The 15773-nt window shown below is 42.7% G+C and carries 17 protein-coding genes and 1 tRNA gene; 16 read left to right on the forward strand and 2 right to left on the reverse strand.

Annotated elements, in window-relative coordinates; all coding sequences use genetic code 11:
• The first annotated feature begins 102 nt into the window (after positions 1–102).
• The 8 genes from mnmE (at position 103) to MKX35_RS03435 (ending at position 8957) form a co-directional block, all read left to right on the forward strand.
• Entirely contained in the window at positions 103–1479 is a 1377-nt protein-coding gene (mnmE, locus tag MKX35_RS03400; RefSeq protein ID WP_076285063.1) for a tRNA uridine-5-carboxymethylaminomethyl(34) synthesis GTPase MnmE, read from the forward strand.
• A gap of 38 nt (positions 1480–1517) precedes the next feature.
• Entirely contained in the window at positions 1518–3404 is a 1887-nt protein-coding gene (gene mnmG / locus MKX35_RS03405; protein WP_042193060.1) for a tRNA uridine-5-carboxymethylaminomethyl(34) synthesis enzyme MnmG, read from the forward strand.
• A gap of 3 nt (positions 3405–3407) precedes the next feature.
• On the forward strand, positions 3408–4133 hold the full coding sequence (rsmG, locus tag MKX35_RS03410) for a 16S rRNA (guanine(527)-N(7))-methyltransferase RsmG (RefSeq protein WP_076298108.1): 726 nt from the start codon (positions 3408–3410) through the stop codon (positions 4131–4133).
• A 410-nt stretch (positions 4134–4543) separates the two neighbouring features.
• Positions 4544–5359, forward strand: coding sequence for a nucleoid occlusion protein (noc, locus tag MKX35_RS03415; RefSeq protein ID WP_076285062.1), 816 nt, complete (start codon positions 4544–4546; stop codon positions 5357–5359).
• Positions 5360–5568: 209 nt separating this feature from the next.
• Entirely contained in the window at positions 5569–6330 is a 762-nt protein-coding gene (locus tag MKX35_RS03420; RefSeq protein WP_042131728.1) for a ParA family protein, read from the forward strand.
• A complete protein-coding gene (locus tag MKX35_RS03425; protein ID WP_042193054.1) occupies positions 6323–7165 on the forward strand; it encodes a ParB/RepB/Spo0J family partition protein in 843 nt (280 codons plus the stop codon). The genes MKX35_RS03420 and MKX35_RS03425 overlap by 8 nt, the downstream gene beginning before the upstream one ends.
• A 110-nt stretch (positions 7166–7275) precedes the next feature.
• Positions 7276–8436: an aminotransferase class V-fold PLP-dependent enzyme gene (locus tag MKX35_RS03430; protein ID WP_076298107.1), complete on the forward strand. Its 1161-nt coding sequence runs from the start codon at positions 7276–7278 to the stop codon at positions 8434–8436.
• Between the two features lie 20 nt (positions 8437–8456).
• The gene (locus MKX35_RS03435) at positions 8457–8957 is read left to right on the forward strand and encodes a DUF4446 family protein (protein ID WP_042193049.1); all 501 of its coding nucleotides are present in this window, start codon (positions 8457–8459) and stop codon (positions 8955–8957) included.
• On the opposite strand, the gene yyaC is transcribed toward MKX35_RS03435, so the two are convergent.
• Positions 8932–9537: a spore protease YyaC gene (gene yyaC / locus MKX35_RS03440; protein ID WP_042131724.1), complete on the reverse strand. Its 606-nt coding sequence runs from the start codon at positions 9535–9537 to the stop codon at positions 8932–8934. The genes MKX35_RS03435 and yyaC overlap by 26 nt on opposite strands.
• A gap of 118 nt (positions 9538–9655) precedes the next feature.
• On the opposite strand from yyaC, the gene MKX35_RS03445 reads away from it, so the two are divergent.
• The 4 genes from MKX35_RS03445 to MKX35_RS03460 all read left to right on the forward strand — a co-directional run bounded on the left by MKX35_RS03445 (position 9656) and on the right by MKX35_RS03460 (position 11297).
• Entirely contained in the window at positions 9656–9907 is a 252-nt protein-coding gene (locus tag MKX35_RS03445; protein WP_042193047.1) for a DUF3343 domain-containing protein, read from the forward strand.
• Between the two features lie 15 nt (positions 9908–9922).
• On the forward strand, positions 9923–10951 hold the full coding sequence (locus MKX35_RS03450) for a mechanosensitive ion channel family protein (RefSeq protein ID WP_076285060.1): 1029 nt from the start codon (positions 9923–9925) through the stop codon (positions 10949–10951).
• Positions 10951–11163: a DUF951 domain-containing protein gene (locus MKX35_RS03455; protein ID WP_042193044.1), complete on the forward strand. Its 213-nt coding sequence runs from the start codon at positions 10951–10953 to the stop codon at positions 11161–11163. Before MKX35_RS03450 ends, MKX35_RS03455 begins: the two co-directional genes overlap by 1 nt.
• Positions 11164–11206: 43 nt before the next feature.
• A tRNA-Ser gene (locus MKX35_RS03460) sits at positions 11207–11297 on the forward strand.
• Between the two features lie 382 nt (positions 11298–11679).
• Here MKX35_RS03460 and MKX35_RS03465 read toward each other — a convergent pair.
• A complete protein-coding gene (locus MKX35_RS03465) occupies positions 11680–11877 on the reverse strand; it encodes a YjzC family protein (RefSeq protein ID WP_042131720.1) in 198 nt (65 codons plus the stop codon).
• 215 nt (positions 11878–12092) lie between these two features.
• On the opposite strand from MKX35_RS03465, the gene rpsF reads away from it, so the two are divergent.
• The 4 genes from rpsF (at position 12093) to MKX35_RS03485 (ending at position 15732) form a co-directional block, all read left to right on the forward strand.
• On the forward strand, positions 12093–12377 hold the full coding sequence (rpsF, locus tag MKX35_RS03470) for a 30S ribosomal protein S6 (RefSeq protein ID WP_036677776.1): 285 nt from the start codon (positions 12093–12095) through the stop codon (positions 12375–12377).
• 48 nt (positions 12378–12425) lie between these two features.
• Positions 12426–12932: a single-stranded DNA-binding protein gene (gene ssb / locus MKX35_RS03475; RefSeq protein WP_036677780.1), complete on the forward strand. Its 507-nt coding sequence runs from the start codon at positions 12426–12428 to the stop codon at positions 12930–12932.
• Between the two features lie 21 nt (positions 12933–12953).
• Positions 12954–13226 carry a 30S ribosomal protein S18 gene (gene rpsR, locus MKX35_RS03480; protein ID WP_036651767.1) on the forward strand — a complete coding sequence of 91 codons (273 nt, stop codon included), beginning with the start codon at positions 12954–12956 and terminating at the stop codon, positions 13224–13226.
• 550 nt (positions 13227–13776) lie between these two features.
• The gene (locus tag MKX35_RS03485) at positions 13777–15732 is read left to right on the forward strand and encodes an endonuclease MutS2 (RefSeq protein WP_076285058.1); all 1956 of its coding nucleotides are present in this window, start codon (positions 13777–13779) and stop codon (positions 15730–15732) included.
• The last annotated feature ends 41 nt before the right edge of the window (positions 15733–15773 follow it).

The raw sequence follows: 15773 nt of genomic DNA on the forward strand, positions 1-15773 counted from the left end.
ATGATGCAATGACTCCTTGACCAATGTAAGGGGTCATTGCTTTTTTAACAATATAAGACCGTTTATGATCAAAAAAATATAGGTTTTGGGGTGAAAAACAGCATGCTTAGTGACACCATTGCTGCCGTATCGACGGCATTAGGCGAGGGAGGAATTGCTATTATTCGGGTAAGTGGCCCTCAGGCTATTTCCCAAGTGGCGCCTTTGTTTCGTAGCCGAGTTCCGTTAACTGAAGCGGAATCGCATACCGTTCATTATGGGCATATCGTTAGTCCGGATAACGGAGAGAAGATGGAAGAAGTACTTGTAACCGTAATGAAGGGCCCACGTTCTTTTACGACCGAGGATGTAGTAGAGATCAGTGCTCATGGTGGTGTAATTTCTGTAAGAAGGGTGATGGATTTACTTCTTCAGCAGGAGATAAGGTTAGCCGAGCCAGGTGAGTTCACCAAGCGTGCTTTCTTGGGTGGACGTATTGATTTATCACAGGCTGAGGCGGTTATTGATCTCATTCGCTCGAAGTCGGATCGTGCGTTTTCTGTGGCTTTAAAGCAGGTTAGTGGATCCTTGTCGGATCGAATTCATGCTTTGCGCCATACACTTATTGAGATGCTGGCTCATATCGAAGTAAATATAGATTATCCAGAGCATGATGTAGAATCCATGACAGCTGAATTTATTAAAGATAAAAGCAGTGAAGTGATGGAAGGAATCACAAAGCTTCTTAAGACTTCTAATGAAGGAAAAATTCTTCGTGAGGGGATAACGACAGCTATAGTTGGTCGTCCCAATGTTGGTAAATCTTCTTTATTAAACGCGTTAGCACGTGATAACAAAGCGATTGTAACAGATATTCCCGGAACAACACGTGATGTCATCGAAGAATATATAACGATAAACAACATTCCGCTTAAGCTGCTTGATACGGCGGGAATTCGTGAAACGATGGATGTAGTGGAGAAGATTGGCGTAGAACGTTCCAAGGCGGCAGTTAGTGATGCGGATCTGATTCTACTTGTGCTAAATGCTAACGAAGAGCTGCATGAGGACGAATTGGCATTGATGGAACAAATCCACGGTAGACAATGCCTAGTGATCATGAATAAAATGGACTTACCGCCCAAACTAGATAAGGATAAGTTGCTCTCGTTCTTTGAGGAGTCCAACATCGTACCGATGTCCGTTCTGGAAGAGGAAGGTCTAGACAAACTTGAAGATGCCATTTCGACACTCTTTTTTGGTGGAAAGCTGGAATCGGGTGACTTGACATATGTAAGTAATGTGAGACATATTGCACTGCTTAAAAAAGCCTATAAATCACTACAGGATGCATACGATGCGGCGGAACAGTATATTCCAGTTGATATGATTCAAATTGATGTACGGCTAGCATGGGAACAACTCGGTGAAATTATTGGCGATACGGCAGCGGACTCGTTGTTAGATCAAATATTCTCACAATTTTGTTTAGGAAAATAGGTTTTACATTTTAATATAACATTAGGGGGAAACAGGACATGAGTTATGATGGAGGCAACTATGACGTAATCGTCATTGGCGCCGGTCATGCCGGTTGCGAAGCAGCTCTAGCGTCAGCACGAATGGGCTGCAGCACGTTGATGATCACAATTAACCTGGATATGGTTGCATTCATGCCCTGCAATCCGTCCATAGGCGGACCTGCCAAAGGACATGTGGTGCGTGAGATTGATGCGCTAGGCGGAGAAATGGGCCGTAATATAGATAAGACTTTTATTCAGCTTCGTATGCTTAACACAGGGAAGGGACCTGCGGTGCATGCATTGCGTGCACAAGCTGATAAGTTCTTGTACCAACATACAATGAAGGAAACGATGGAGAAAACGCCTAATTTGACGCTTCGTCAAGGGATGGTTGAGCGTTTAATCGTTGAGGATGGACGTTGTGCGGGTGTAGTTACGAAGACAGGAACGGAATACCATAGTAAGACTGTTATCCTGACTACAGGTACTTACCTGCGTGGTAAAGTGATCATGGGTGAACTGACATATGAGAGTGGACCTAACAATCAACAGCCATCAGTGAAGCTATCTGAGAATTTGCGGGAGCTTGGTTTTGAATTGGTACGTTTTAAGACAGGTACACCACCACGTGTACATCGCGATACGATCGATTTCTCGAAGACAGAAATTCAACCCGGCGACGATGAGCCTAAATTCTTTTCGTTTGAAACGAAATCATCCAACAATGAACAGCTTCCTTGTTGGTTAACTTATACCTCTGAGGTTACTCATCAGATTATTAATGACAACCTTCATCGTGCGCCGATGTTTACGGGTATTATTGAAGGAACAGGTCCACGTTATTGCCCATCTATTGAAGATAAAGTAGTAAGATTTAGTGATAAATCTAAGCATCAGATCTTTTTAGAGCCAGAAGGAAAAAATACATCGGAATACTATGTACAAGGTCTGTCGACTAGTCTTCCTGAGGATGTACAGCTGGCGATTCTGCGTTCCATCCCTGGTATGGAAAAGGTAGAGATGATGCGTAACGGCTATGCTATTGAATATGATGCAATGGTTCCTACACAGCTATGGCCATCTCTTGAAACTAAACGTTTACCAGGTCTTTTCACAGCTGGACAAATCAATGGTACTTCCGGTTATGAAGAAGCAGCTGGCCAAGGTGTAATGGCTGGAATTAATGCAGCGCGCAAAGTGCAAGACAAAGAACCCGTAATCTTAGATCGTTCACAGGGATACATTGGTGTACTCATTGATGATCTGGTGACTAAGGGCACTAATGAACCTTACCGTCTGCTTACTTCACGTGCAGAATATCGTTTGTTGCTTCGCCATGATAATGCAGATCTAAGACTTACACCTATCGGTTACGACATTGGTTTGATTACACAGGAACGTTTCGATAACTTCACGGATAAAAAAGAACGGGTGGAGCGTGAAATTGTTCGTCTGCAAGAGACAAAGGTTAAACCTGTTGAGGTAAACCATGTACTAGCGCAATATGAATCGGCACCTATTGTAGACGGCAGTAATTTGCTTGTTTTGATGCGGCGTCCAGAGCTTGTATATAGCTTCGTAGATCAAGTCTCGCCATCACCGGAAATGCTGGATGCAGAAATGAAGGAGCAAGTGGAAATCCAAATCAAATATGCCGGATATATTGAAAAACAGCTCCAACATGTGGAGCGCTTGCAAAAGATGGAGAAGAAGAAAATTCCAGATGACATTAATTATAATGAAATCCATGGATTAGCGATGGAAGCGCGGCAGAAGCTGACTAAGATCCGTCCAATCTCTATCGGGCAGGCCTCTCGGATTGCGGGAGTCACACCTGCCGACATTTCTATTCTCCTCGTATATCTCGAGCATTACAACCGGGTAACCGCGGCGAAAGGATAATCTATGGATAATACGGAAGTTCAATTCACACAGCTTTTACAAGAAAGAGGCATTACACTTACAGCAGAACAATTGGAGCAATTCGATCTTTACTATAAGGAACTCGTATCCTGGAATGAAAAAATGAATCTCACTGGAATAACAGAGCGTGAGCAGGTTTACACGAAACATTTTTATGATTCGATCTCTCTAGCCTTTTTCCTTAATATCAATGAGATAAACAATTTGGCAGATATCGGTTCGGGAGCCGGGTTTCCAGGTATTCCGCTTAAGATTTGTTTTCCACATTTGAAACTTACGATCATTGATTCATTAAGTAAAAGAATCTCTTTTCTGCAGCATGTCTGTACTACGTTGAAATTAACTGATGTGCAATTGATTCATGGGCGTGCGGAGGATATTGCCCGGCAATTCAAGCATCGTGACGCCTATGATTTGGTGACTGCGCGTGCGGTGGCAAGATTATCCTTGTTGAATGAGTTTTGCCTTCCTTTCACACGTAAGGATGGAGTTTTCGCTGCCATGAAGGGAAGCGATCCTTCTGAAGAATTAGATGAGGCAAAGTACAGCTTAAAGGAACTTCGTGCTCAACTCGGCAAAGTAGATTCTTTCAGCTTACCTGTGGAAGAGTCGGCGCGACATATTGTCATTATTCGTAAGACAGGTGCCACTCCTGCTAAGTACCCACGAAAAGCGGGAATTCCTGCCAAAACACCACTTATCAAATAATGTTTCACGTGAAACATTATAGATTGGCAAATATATTTAAGGTCATCTTCTTTTTAGAGGATGACCTTTTTTTGAGTGGAATTGCGATAACGATCTTAAATGAAGTTTAATTAAAAGACAAACTAAATTGATATGTTTATTAAGCAGCTATCATTATGAAAATGCAGGAAAAATAGGTCTTTACGGAGAATATGATTATGTAGAGAAAAGTGATAGAATAGCATAGTAGACTTTTAATTTTGTATATAACTCCTTCTCTGTACTCTTGTTCGAAAGAAGGAGAGATTATGATGCCTGATAGCTGCAGGCATTTCATAATATCAGAATGTTTTTTATTGCTGTACGATACGCTTTCCGAGAAGAAGGTCAAGAAGATCGTACTATAACGAAATTAGGTGGTTATGAACGGAATGAAAGAACAATTTACCAAGCTATTTGGATTTACCGAGCGGAGCAGCGGAGAAGAAATTAAACAAATACCAGTTCATGAGGTCATTAGCAGTCCTTACCAACCACGGACGATATTTGATGACGACAAGATCGATGAGTTGTGCCAGACGATTAAAACTCATGGGGTCATTCAACCCATAGTTGTACGCATGCGAGATTCCGTGTACGAGATCATCGCAGGTGAACGACGCTGGCGTGCGGTCAAAAAGCTTGGTTTAGAGACGATTCCAGCCATTGTTCGTGAATTCAATGATTCACAGGCCGCATCTATTGCGCTTATAGAAAACTTACAGCGTGAGGGCTTGACCTCTATTGAAGAAGCTGTTGCTTATCAAAAGTTAATTGATCTTCATCAATTGACACAAGAAAGCTTAGCACAACGACTAGGTAAAAGTCAGTCTACCATAGCTAATAAAATTCGCTTACTTAATTTACCTGAAGAGGTTAAGACGGCGTTAATGGAGCGTCAGATTTCTGAAAGACATGCACGTTCATTATTATCACTCGATAGTGTGGAGATGCAACTGAAAGTGTTGGCAGAAATCATTTCAAAAGGCTTAAATGTTAAACAAACAGAAGCTCGTATTGCTTTCTACAAACAAGTCTCACAAACTAAAAAATCAAAGCGGGTCTCCTATACCAAGGATGTTCGTCTAGCTCTTAATACAATTCGTCAATCTATTGATATGGTGTCAGGCTCAGGGATGGAAATCAAAACGTCAGAAAATGACCGTGGTGACCATTACGAGATTGTAATCCAAATCCCCAAAAGATAAATTGTTTCAAAAGCTGAAGGCGGCCTTGAGGAGATTGGCCGCCTTTGGTGTGGCTAGAACCGGGATGTGTTGGTCAGGCCTGTAATTTAAAGTTCCAGTATATAATAGTTGTCTATATTCTTCATAAAGTGTGACGCTATATCAGCGTCAGGAACATTTGTACTTGCGATCTACGAGAAGATTCTTCCTAACTATTCGAGGTGAAATAAGTGTCCAAGATTATTGCCATAGCAAATCAAAAAGGCGGTGTCGGTAAAACAACAACCTCCGTGAACCTAGGTGCCGGTATGGCTACATTAGGAAAAAGAGTGCTTCTAGTTGATATCGATCCTCAAGGTAACACTACTAGCGGCGTTGGCGTCAACAAGGCGGACGTGGCGAATTGTATATATGACATTCTTATAAATGAGGTAAATCCTCTAGAAACCATACTGGAAACTCAAAATGAAGGACTGCATATCATTCCGGCGACCATTCAATTAGCGGGTGCGGAAATCGAGTTAGTATCGACGATTTCCAGAGAGCTAAAGCTAAAAAAGGCGCTGAATGCGGTTAAAAACAATTATGATTATATTATCATCGATTGTCCTCCTTCACTTGGCATTTTAACAATCAATTCCCTTACGGCGGCGGATTCGGTAATCATCCCGATCCAGTGTGAATATTATGCGCTTGAGGGTTTGAGTCAGCTCTTAAACACCGTTCGTCTGGTGCAAAAAAATCTTAACCCGCATCTGAAGATAGAGGGAGTATTATTGACTATGCTTGATGCCCGGACCAATCTGGGAATTCAAGTGATAGAAGAGGTTAAGAAGTATTTCCAAGAAAAAGTATATAGAACGATTATCCCTCGGAATGTCCGGTTAAGTGAAGCGCCGTCACATGGACAATCCATTATTACTTATGATCCTCGCTCTAAAGGAGCGGAAGTGTATTTAGAGTTGGCAAAGGAAGTGATTTCTTATGAGTAAACGATTAGGAAAAGGTCTGGATGCGCTAATTCCATCTTTATCAATTAATGAAGATGATAAAGTAGTTGAGATCCCTTTAGCTCAACTTCGGGCTAATCCATATCAACCGCGCAAAGATTTTAATGAAGAGGCCATTCAAGAACTAGCAGAATCTATCAGACAACATGGCGTGATTCAGCCGATCATTGTTCGTAGCGTATTGAAGGGGTATGAGATCATTGCCGGCGAACGCAGATTCCGTGCCTCGCAATATTGTGGCAAAGCTACAATTCCAGCAGTCGTTAGAAATCTTAGTGATCAGCAAGTCATGGAGATTGCATTAATCGAGAACTTGCAACGTGAGAACCTAAATGCAATGGAAATTGCAGTGGCTTACCAAGGCCTAATGGATCAGTTTTCACTTACGCAGGAAGAACTCTCGCTCAAGGTAGGAAAGTCCAGATCTCATATCGCCAACTTCCTGAGATTGCTTTCTTTACCTGAAGAAGTAAAAGAATATGTTTCACGTGGAACAATGTCAATGGGGCATGCGCGGGCAATTGTTGCTTTAAAGGATCCAGAAGTGATTAAACAACTGGCCGAACAATGCGTGGAACAACAGTGGAGTGTAAGAGAGCTAGAAGAAACAGTGAAGAACTTGGACCGAAAACCTACTAATGGAGTTAAAGTCAAAGTTGTTAAACGTGATCCCTATATTGATAATGTAGAGGAAGTATTGCGTGAACGTTTTAAAACAACAGTGAAAATAAAACAGGGTAAGGAAAAAGGGAAGATTGAACTGAATTACTATAGTGCTCAGGATTTAGAAAGATTGTTGGAATTATTGGGTAACTAAATGGGTATCTATGCCAAGAACATATCCTGAGATATCCTTAATCGGATAATTAGGGGTATGTTTTTTTGAATAAGTTGATTATAAAAGGGTAATAGACGAGGAGCGAGGTTATGGAAGACTTCGTATATCTGGATCATGCAGCTACTTCCTGGCCTAAACCACCAGAGGTTGCAACTGCGATGTTGAATGCTCTGCAGTCAGGGGCAAATGCTGGTAGAGGTAATTACTCGCTAGCGATAGGAAGCGGTCGAGTGTTAGTAAAGACGCGGAGTGTGCTGGCGGGATTGTTCGGTGTATCTAATGCGCAAAATATAGCTTTTACCCATAATACTACGATGAGTTTGAATATGGCGATCAGAGGGACGCTTAAAGTGGGAGATCACGTGATTTCAACGATGACAGAACACAATTCTGTGAGACGGCCGCTGGAATACTTGCGTAAGACACTAGGGATAAAAGTTGATTATCTAAAAGTGGATCGTGAAGGGCAATTGGATTTAAAAGAACTCAAAAATGCTTTCCAGCCGAATACCAAAATGGTGATCTGCAATCACAGCTCTAATTTACTAGGAAGTATACTCCCTATCGGTGATATTGGCGATATCGTTAAATCGCATGGTGCTGTATTTCTGGTGGATGCTGCTCAAAGCGCAGGTTCAATTGATATTGATGTTAAAAAAATGAATATAGACTTGTTGGCATTTCCGGGGCATAAAGGACTACTTGGACCACAAGGAACCGGCGGACTTTATATATCACCTGAATTGGACCTGGAACCCCTGATGCATGGAGGAACTGGTAGTCAATCGGAAAACAGTGAACAGCCCTCTGTTCGTCCAGATCGGTATGAAGCGGGAACGCAAAATACGGTAGGGATTGCCGGTTTACTAGCAGGTGTTCAAAAGGTACAATCTTTAGGGACGAGCGTTATTCATGAGAGAGAGTGGGCGTTAACTCAAAGACTGATGGAGGGGTTGTCCCACATCCCGAACATTAGACTATTAGGGCCCTCACTAGGGGCGCCAAGAACCGGTATTGTATCGTTTGTAGTGGATGGAGAAGAGTCAGCAAATATCGCTCATCGCCTAGATCGTGATTATAAAATAGCGGTTAGAGCGGGCATGCATTGTACCCCTTTAGCACATAAGGCGGTTGACACGATAGAGAGTGGTGCTGTTCGGGCGAGTGTAGGTGTAGATACGACAGAGCATAATATAAGCAGAATGCTGGCTGCTATGGATGAGTTATATGGCAATGCCCGCAGCAGATGAATAAAAAGGATGGTCCATTCATGTCTGAATTAAATCAATTAATTAGTGAGCAGTTGCAGTGGTTTGTGTTTGGTTTTACAGTAATTATGTTGGTGCTGATAATCACTGTGATCGCCCAGGGGGCTAAGCTGCGTGCTATGCGGCGTAAATATGAGGCCATGATGGCTGGGAGCGGTGTGGAGGATCTGGAAGGCCTTCTAATTGATCTGAAGAACCAAAGCGACATGCTGGAAGAAGAACAACGTGAGCAAAAAACCGTATTAGAAGCAACTCAAACTAGAATGCGTGGCATGAAGTCCAATATTGCGCTGAAGCGTTATAATGCCTTTGGTGAACGTGGCAATGATCTGAGTTTCTCAGTGGCTATACTGGATGACAACAGTAGTGGTATTGTATTAACCAGTCTTCATAATCGTGAGAATTCTTACATTTACTCTAAACCTATGCAGAATGGCGAATCACAATATGTCTTATCACCTGAAGAAAAAGAAGTAGTTACTCTCGCGTTGCAGCGGACCTAGCATGAAGATTCCATTGCTTTAAGGCAGAATATAGACTCGTAGCTATAATATCAGATAATCGCATAACTAAACTTAATCGCGTGTTCTGTAATACAAAATACTCCATAAAGCCGCCGACATTAACGATTCCCGTCAAATGGATATCACCTACCGGCGGCAATTGTTTATTTACGCCAGCACCTGGTCTCAAAGGCCCTTCAACGACTTGGATGCATCCTACACTAGTAGAGTGACCTAAACAAGCATCTATACCGATGATAAAGGGGTTACTATATCTTTCGTTGATTAGGGATAGAGTTTCCTCAAGGTTAACAGCATGGACAGGCTCCTCAAGAGTTCCATATAAATGAAACAGCGGACTATGAAAACGTGACAATGCAGTGCCAACAAGAGGGCCAAGAGAATCTCCTGTGGATCGGTCCGTACCTACACAAATGACGACAATCTGTGTTTCCGGGCGTGTACGTGCAAAGTGAAACAGTAGCCGGTGGGTAATAGCAGAATAGATATCGGGATCGGTATGTGATATTTTTAAACAGGACGTTTCTTGCGCTGATGTAGCTTTCGATGAAAAATTCATACCATCTTCCTTTCTGAAGCTGATTCTATTTGATGGTATCTAGTATATGGATAGAAGAGGGGTTTTATACTACAGCGGCAAGAGATAGGACGATAAACCTATGGGAGGCGTAACGTATATGCAGGAAGAGATGTTGATCGCGTTTGACTCAACCCAGCAGGCGCTTCGTGCTGAAATGCTGCTTGAGTATGCGGAAATTGAAATTGATATATTTCCAACCCCGAAAGAGATCACGGCAGGATGCGCGATATCGATTCAGTTTTATCAAAGTGCACTGGAAGAGGTACAAAGGATAGTAACGGAACAGAATATCGAAATACGCGGTATCTACGGAAAACACAACGAGAACTACATACTGATTGAGAGGTAGGGAGGACTATACAATATGAATAGGTGGATATTAGAGGCTACTACTCCCGGTGATGCTGTAAAAGATGCCTTGCGTTTTAAAGATAAGGTGTGGAATTGGTTTACCGATGCTGATATGTGGGCCAATGTCTTATTCTCAGGACTACGAATTCTTATTATTTTTCTCTTAACTAGGGTTATTATTAAGATTGTTTCTAATATTATTGATCGTTCACTTGAACGTAAAACGGGTGGCAGAATTCTGTCTAACACACGAAGGTTTACTACGGTAGGGGAATTGATGAAAAATGTAGTAACGGTTATCTGTAATTTTGTGATGATCATGCTCGTTCTTTCAGAGTTCCACTTCGATTTAGCACCCTTGTTGGCCGGAGCGGGTGTACTTGGTCTGGCAGTAGGTTTTGGAGCACAAAGTCTGGTGAAGGATGTTATTACAGGGTTCTTTATTATTTTGGAGGACCAATTTGCGGTTGGTGATGTAATTCAGACAGGTACTTATAAAGGGACTGTAGAATTAATCGGATTGCGAACAACAAGACTGTTAAGTGCAACCGGAGAAGTATTTATTATCCCTAATGGACTAATTACGAATGTGACGAACTATTCTCTTTCCAATGCATTGGCTGTAGTTGATGTTCCTGTTAAAATGGAGCGAAGCTTGGAAGCCACGTTAGGATTAATTGGCGAGGCGCTAAAAGGAATAGAACAGCGTAACTTCAATGTGCTTGCTTACCCTAACGTGCTCGGAATACAGTCCATGAGTACCTCGGAATATGTGATTCGTATAGCTGCCAGCTGTGCTCCTAATGCAAGAGATGCAGCGGAAAGACAAATTCAGAACGACATAAAGCAGGCATTAGAGAAACAGAGCATGCTGGAACTAGCTCAAGCTGAAGAAGAAGCACGTAAGAAAGCAGAGGCAGAGGCGAAGGCTGAAATAGATCTTGCAAAAACAGAACATGCACTAGAAGTTACAGGGTCGGCAAACACTGGATCAAGACGGCAAATTGCAGCTACACAAGAAGGAGAAGAGGGGGAAGAATAGTGGAACGTAAAGTTTTTCAGCTTGGGGATATAGTGCAAATGAAGAAGCAGCATCCTTGTGGATCTAATGAGATGGAAATCATTCGCATGGGGATGGATATCCGAATTAAATGTACAGGCTGTCAGCATAGTGTTCTGATTCCCCGTGCTAAATTCGAGAAGAATATGAAGAAGGTACTGCGCTCTGCGGAGGAAAATACAGACAATAATTAAGCTTGCAAATGGCATGTCTGCATGATACAATTATTTTTGCTGCGGAGAGGTACCCAAGAGGCCCAAGGGGGCTGACTCGAAATCAGTTAGGCGTGTCAAAGCGTGCGTGGGTTCGAATCCCACCCTCTCCGCCACTTCAGCATATATAACATTTAATGAATCCTTCGTTCCTGTAACGGAGGTTTTTTTGTGTCTATAATTGCCGATATACAAAATAATATATAACGCAAAAAGAAGGGCCCTTTCGGGTCCTTCTTCAGGAGGCAGTACATCAATGATGTTTGGAATTTCTCTGTTTATAGCGACTAAAGTGATTTAGGCGTTGCTGAGGCTAATGCTTTTTTAAGGCAATAACCCACTACTCTTCCCAGCTTACAATAGATGCTGAATCAGATCTCCTGTGATTGTGTTCGTCTACGACGGCCAACGGAACCACACCTCTCTTTTGTACTGCCTGAGTATAGTATGTGTAATGTCGGGCTTTTTATACACATTTATTTTTAAAATATTTTTGAATTAGTGGACCCGTGCTTTTTCAACCTTTTTCCACTTTCGATTTTTGTTGGTGGTCTCAGGGAAGGTGTCCCCTTTTTCCATTTTAATGTGCTGTGGATTCGAAATCTCAGTATGGAAGCTTCGGGCTTCGCCTACCTCTGTGTACATGCCTGGATTGGGGGCCTTGTCGCCTTCTTCATATTCCGTTTTCTCACCCATCATTATTCCTCCTTTTTTAGTGTAGATGAATTCGTAATTATTGTGCGCAGGTAGTGATTTTTTCATGTAAAAAGAGGGGGAGGAGTTGTCCTGTATTAATATTGCTTGCACTCTGCTGTTCATTTTGGTATATTAATCAGGTGCGAGTTTATGTTTGTGCTCGTTCCTTGCTCCTGACGTGATTAGGGGCCTCAGACCATAAGGAGGTGAAAATTATGCGCAAATATGAAGTGATGTACATTATTCGTCCTGACATTGAACAAGAAGCCGTTCAAGCAGCAGTCGATAAATTCCAAGGCATCATCTCCAATGGCGGGGAAATTACAAAGCACGAAGTGCAAGGTAAACGCCGTCTTGCGTATGAGATCAAGAAATTCCGTGATGGCGTTTATGTTTTGGTTAACTTCAATGCAGAACCTGCAGTAGTTACTGAATTAGAACGTCTTATGAAGATTTCTGACGAAGTTATTCGTTATCTCATTACGAACGACGTTGCTTAAGATCTTGACAAGCTTTGTAATGAATCGCTCTAAAGGAGGGGACCAGAATTGTTGAACCGTATCATTTTGATCGGACGGTTGACCCGTGACCCGGAACTTCGTTATACTCCCGCTGGTGTTGCCGTAACGCAATTTACGCTAGCCGTAGATCGTAACTTTACGGGCCAGAACGGTGAACGTGAGGCAGACTTCATCCCGGTTGTAACCTGGAGACAGCTAGCAGAAACCTGTGCCAATTACTTGCGCAAAGGTCGTCTGACAGCAGTGGAAGGACGCATCCAAGTGCGGAATTATGAGAATAACGAAGGCAAACGTGTATACGTAACTGAAGTTATTGCTGATAATGTTCGTTTCCTGGAATCTTCACAGAGCCGTGAAGGTGGAAATACTTCAAGTGGTGCAAGTAGTATGCCTGAAGAGCCAGCATATGGTGGCGGTGGTAACGCTGGACGCGGAAATAACAACAATAATTTCTCGCGTAACAACAATACTCAAGATCCTTTTTCGGGCGATGGTAAACCGATTGATATATCGGATGATGATTTGCCATTTTAATTAGGAAGGACTGAAAAGAATATGGCTTTTAAACCAAGAGAAGGCGCTGACAACGACAAAAGACCAGCACGTCGTGGTGGACGCAACAAGCGTAAAAAAGTTTGCTTTTTCACTGTGAACAAGATTACTCACATTGATTATAAAGATACCGAACTTCTTAAGAAGTTCATCAGCGAACGTGGAAAGATTTTGCCACGTCGTGTAACAGGTACAAGTGCAAAATACCAACGCGCTCTTACCATTGCTGTAAAACGCTCGCGTCAAATCGCGTTGCTTCCTTACACAACGGAATAGGACGTTTTATAAAAGCAGTCGGGAAACCGGCTGCTTTTTTTGTATGCAGAAAAGGAAGCATTAATAGTAGGGTAAGCATGAAATCGAATTATTTGGGCGTTGAATCGTTTGACGTTGGCACTTTATTATGTTAAATTACAGCTATCCTATAACTAAAGGGGAAATTTTGATGTCGGTGACCGTTCTTAACTAGCAATTTCATAACACTTGATTAGGAAGGCTTTAGCAGGCTCGTCATGAGGCGATTACGTGCTCTATTTGAGTTCGTATTACGCAGCAGTCTGTTGTTCCTTACGGGTGGATGATTTAGTTAAGAACACACGAAGCGTCAAATGGCCTCTTTACGGCTGTTGTTCTCTTTGTAATGAACCGTGCTCTTATTGCACGGTTTTTTTGTTTTTCGGCACCTGTTCTCATTTCGGGGCCTTAGGACGATAGAGGGCATCAGTATAAAAAGAAGGGCAAGGACTGCCATAGTGGCATTCTTTGCCCTTCTTTGCGTTATGGAGAATTAGGTCCAAACCAATAGAGATTTGAAGGAGGATTTGCTGTGAATTTACAAAGTCTAAACACGCTGGAATACGAAATCATTAAAACAGAGCTTGGGCGCCACGCAGTATCTTATGTAGGAAAAAAAGCTGTAGAAGAGCTTATGCCAATGACCTATTTGCCGACGATTCAAAGAGCAATGGAGGAAACTTCTGAAGCTAAAGAACTGCTGGAACGAGGGTCGAGTGTACCCATTCCTTCATTAGAAGGTATTGAGTGGATCATGTCATTAATGGGGACTGGATATTTGTACAGTGAACAAGATTTCACTGCGGTCGCTACATTTCTTAAGAGCTGTAGTCAACTGCGAAAATATATGGCCTCTAAAGAACAGAGCGCTCCACGGATTGCTGCATATGCATCCTCGTTAATGGAGTTAAATCACGTGAGGGAGGCTATTGATCGCTGTATCCGTTTTGGTGCGATTGATGATGGAGCAAGTAAGGGGTTAGAGCGAGTTCGTAAACGGATTGTAGTGGCTAAAGAACGTCTTCATAAAAAAATCGACGGAATTATGTCACGCCATCAATCGATTTTGCAGGAGAATATTTATAGTCAGCGAGGTGGGCGTTACGTTATCCCCGTAAAACGGGAATATCATAAACAAATAAAAGGATCGGTGCTTGATCAATCCACAAGTGGACAGACGGTGTTTATTGAACCAGACGAGATCGCTGCTCTCCAAATTGAGCTTGATTTACTTTTGGGTGAAGAGGCGCGAGAAGAAGCCGTAATCCTCAGCATGCTGACTAGCTTGGTAGAACAGGAACAGGCTGCCCTGCACCTTAATATTGAAGCTACGGGCACGTATGATTTTATTTTTGCTAAAGCTAAATATGCACGAACGCTGGGGGCATCTTCTGTTACGCTGAATGCGAAAGGCTTTGTAAAGATGAATGGAGGCAGGCATCCCATGCTGAAGGGGATGATTCCGATCAATCTGGAGGTTGGTAAGGGGTATAAATCCCTCATCATTACAGGCCCAAATACAGGTGGTAAAACTGTGGTCCTTAAGACACTAGGGCTGCTGACGATCATGGCTCAATCGGGGCTGTTGATTCCGGTCGAGGAGGGTAGCGAATTCACTATTTTTACGGATGTAATCAGTGTAATTGGCGACGGACAAAGTCTGGCACAATCACTCAGCACATTCTCGGCGCAAATGAAGAGTATTGAGGGAATGCTGAGAGATGCATCTAAAGGGGTGCTGCTGCTCATTGACGAGCTGGCGGCTGGTACGGATCCCGGGGAAGGCATTGCGCTCTCTATCGCGATTCTGGAAGAGCTGAGCCGTAAAGGGGCGAATATTATTGTTACTACACATTTTAATGAGCTAAAAGCCTTTGCAGCCGCAACGACGGGCTTTCAAAATGCGCGAATGGAATTTGATAAAGAAACGCTACAGCCGTTGTATCGATTGACGATTGGAGAAGCGGGGGAAAGTTACGCTCTGCAGATCGCTAAAAAGCTGGGGATACAGGATAACGTTATTAAGAGATCATGGGAAATCGTAGAGGCGCAGCAACAAAGGCTACAGAAAGGCAGCGGAGAGGCATGGGGAAGTTTTTTGAGCAAAGAAGATGGAGAGCAAGAATATGCTGCACTTCCAGAAAAGGAACATGGCAACGCAGAAGAAGAGGCTGCTCCATCTGACCGCAGCAAGGAGAAGCTGATTCAATTTGAAATTGGAGATGCAGTTGTGGTAACGTCACTCGGCCGGACAGGGATCGTATATGAGAAGAGAGATCATTTAGGAATGGTTGGGGTGATGATCCAGAAGCAAAAAATGAAAATTAACCATAAGCGGTTGAAGCCCTATCTTTCAAAAGAAGAGCTATACCCGGAGGAATATGACTTTGATATTATTTTTGAGAGTAAGGATACACGTAAAAAGCGCAAGTTGATGCAGCGTAAGCATGTTGAGGGTTTAACGATTACGCACAGAGATGAAGAATAGATTCAATGAAGATCTGTCCACGAGACAGGTCTTTTTTTATA

It is taken from the genome of Paenibacillus sp. FSL R5-0923 (assembly GCF_038009145.1).
In the GTDB taxonomy this organism is placed as follows: domain Bacteria; phylum Bacillota; class Bacilli; order Paenibacillales; family Paenibacillaceae; genus Paenibacillus_AQ.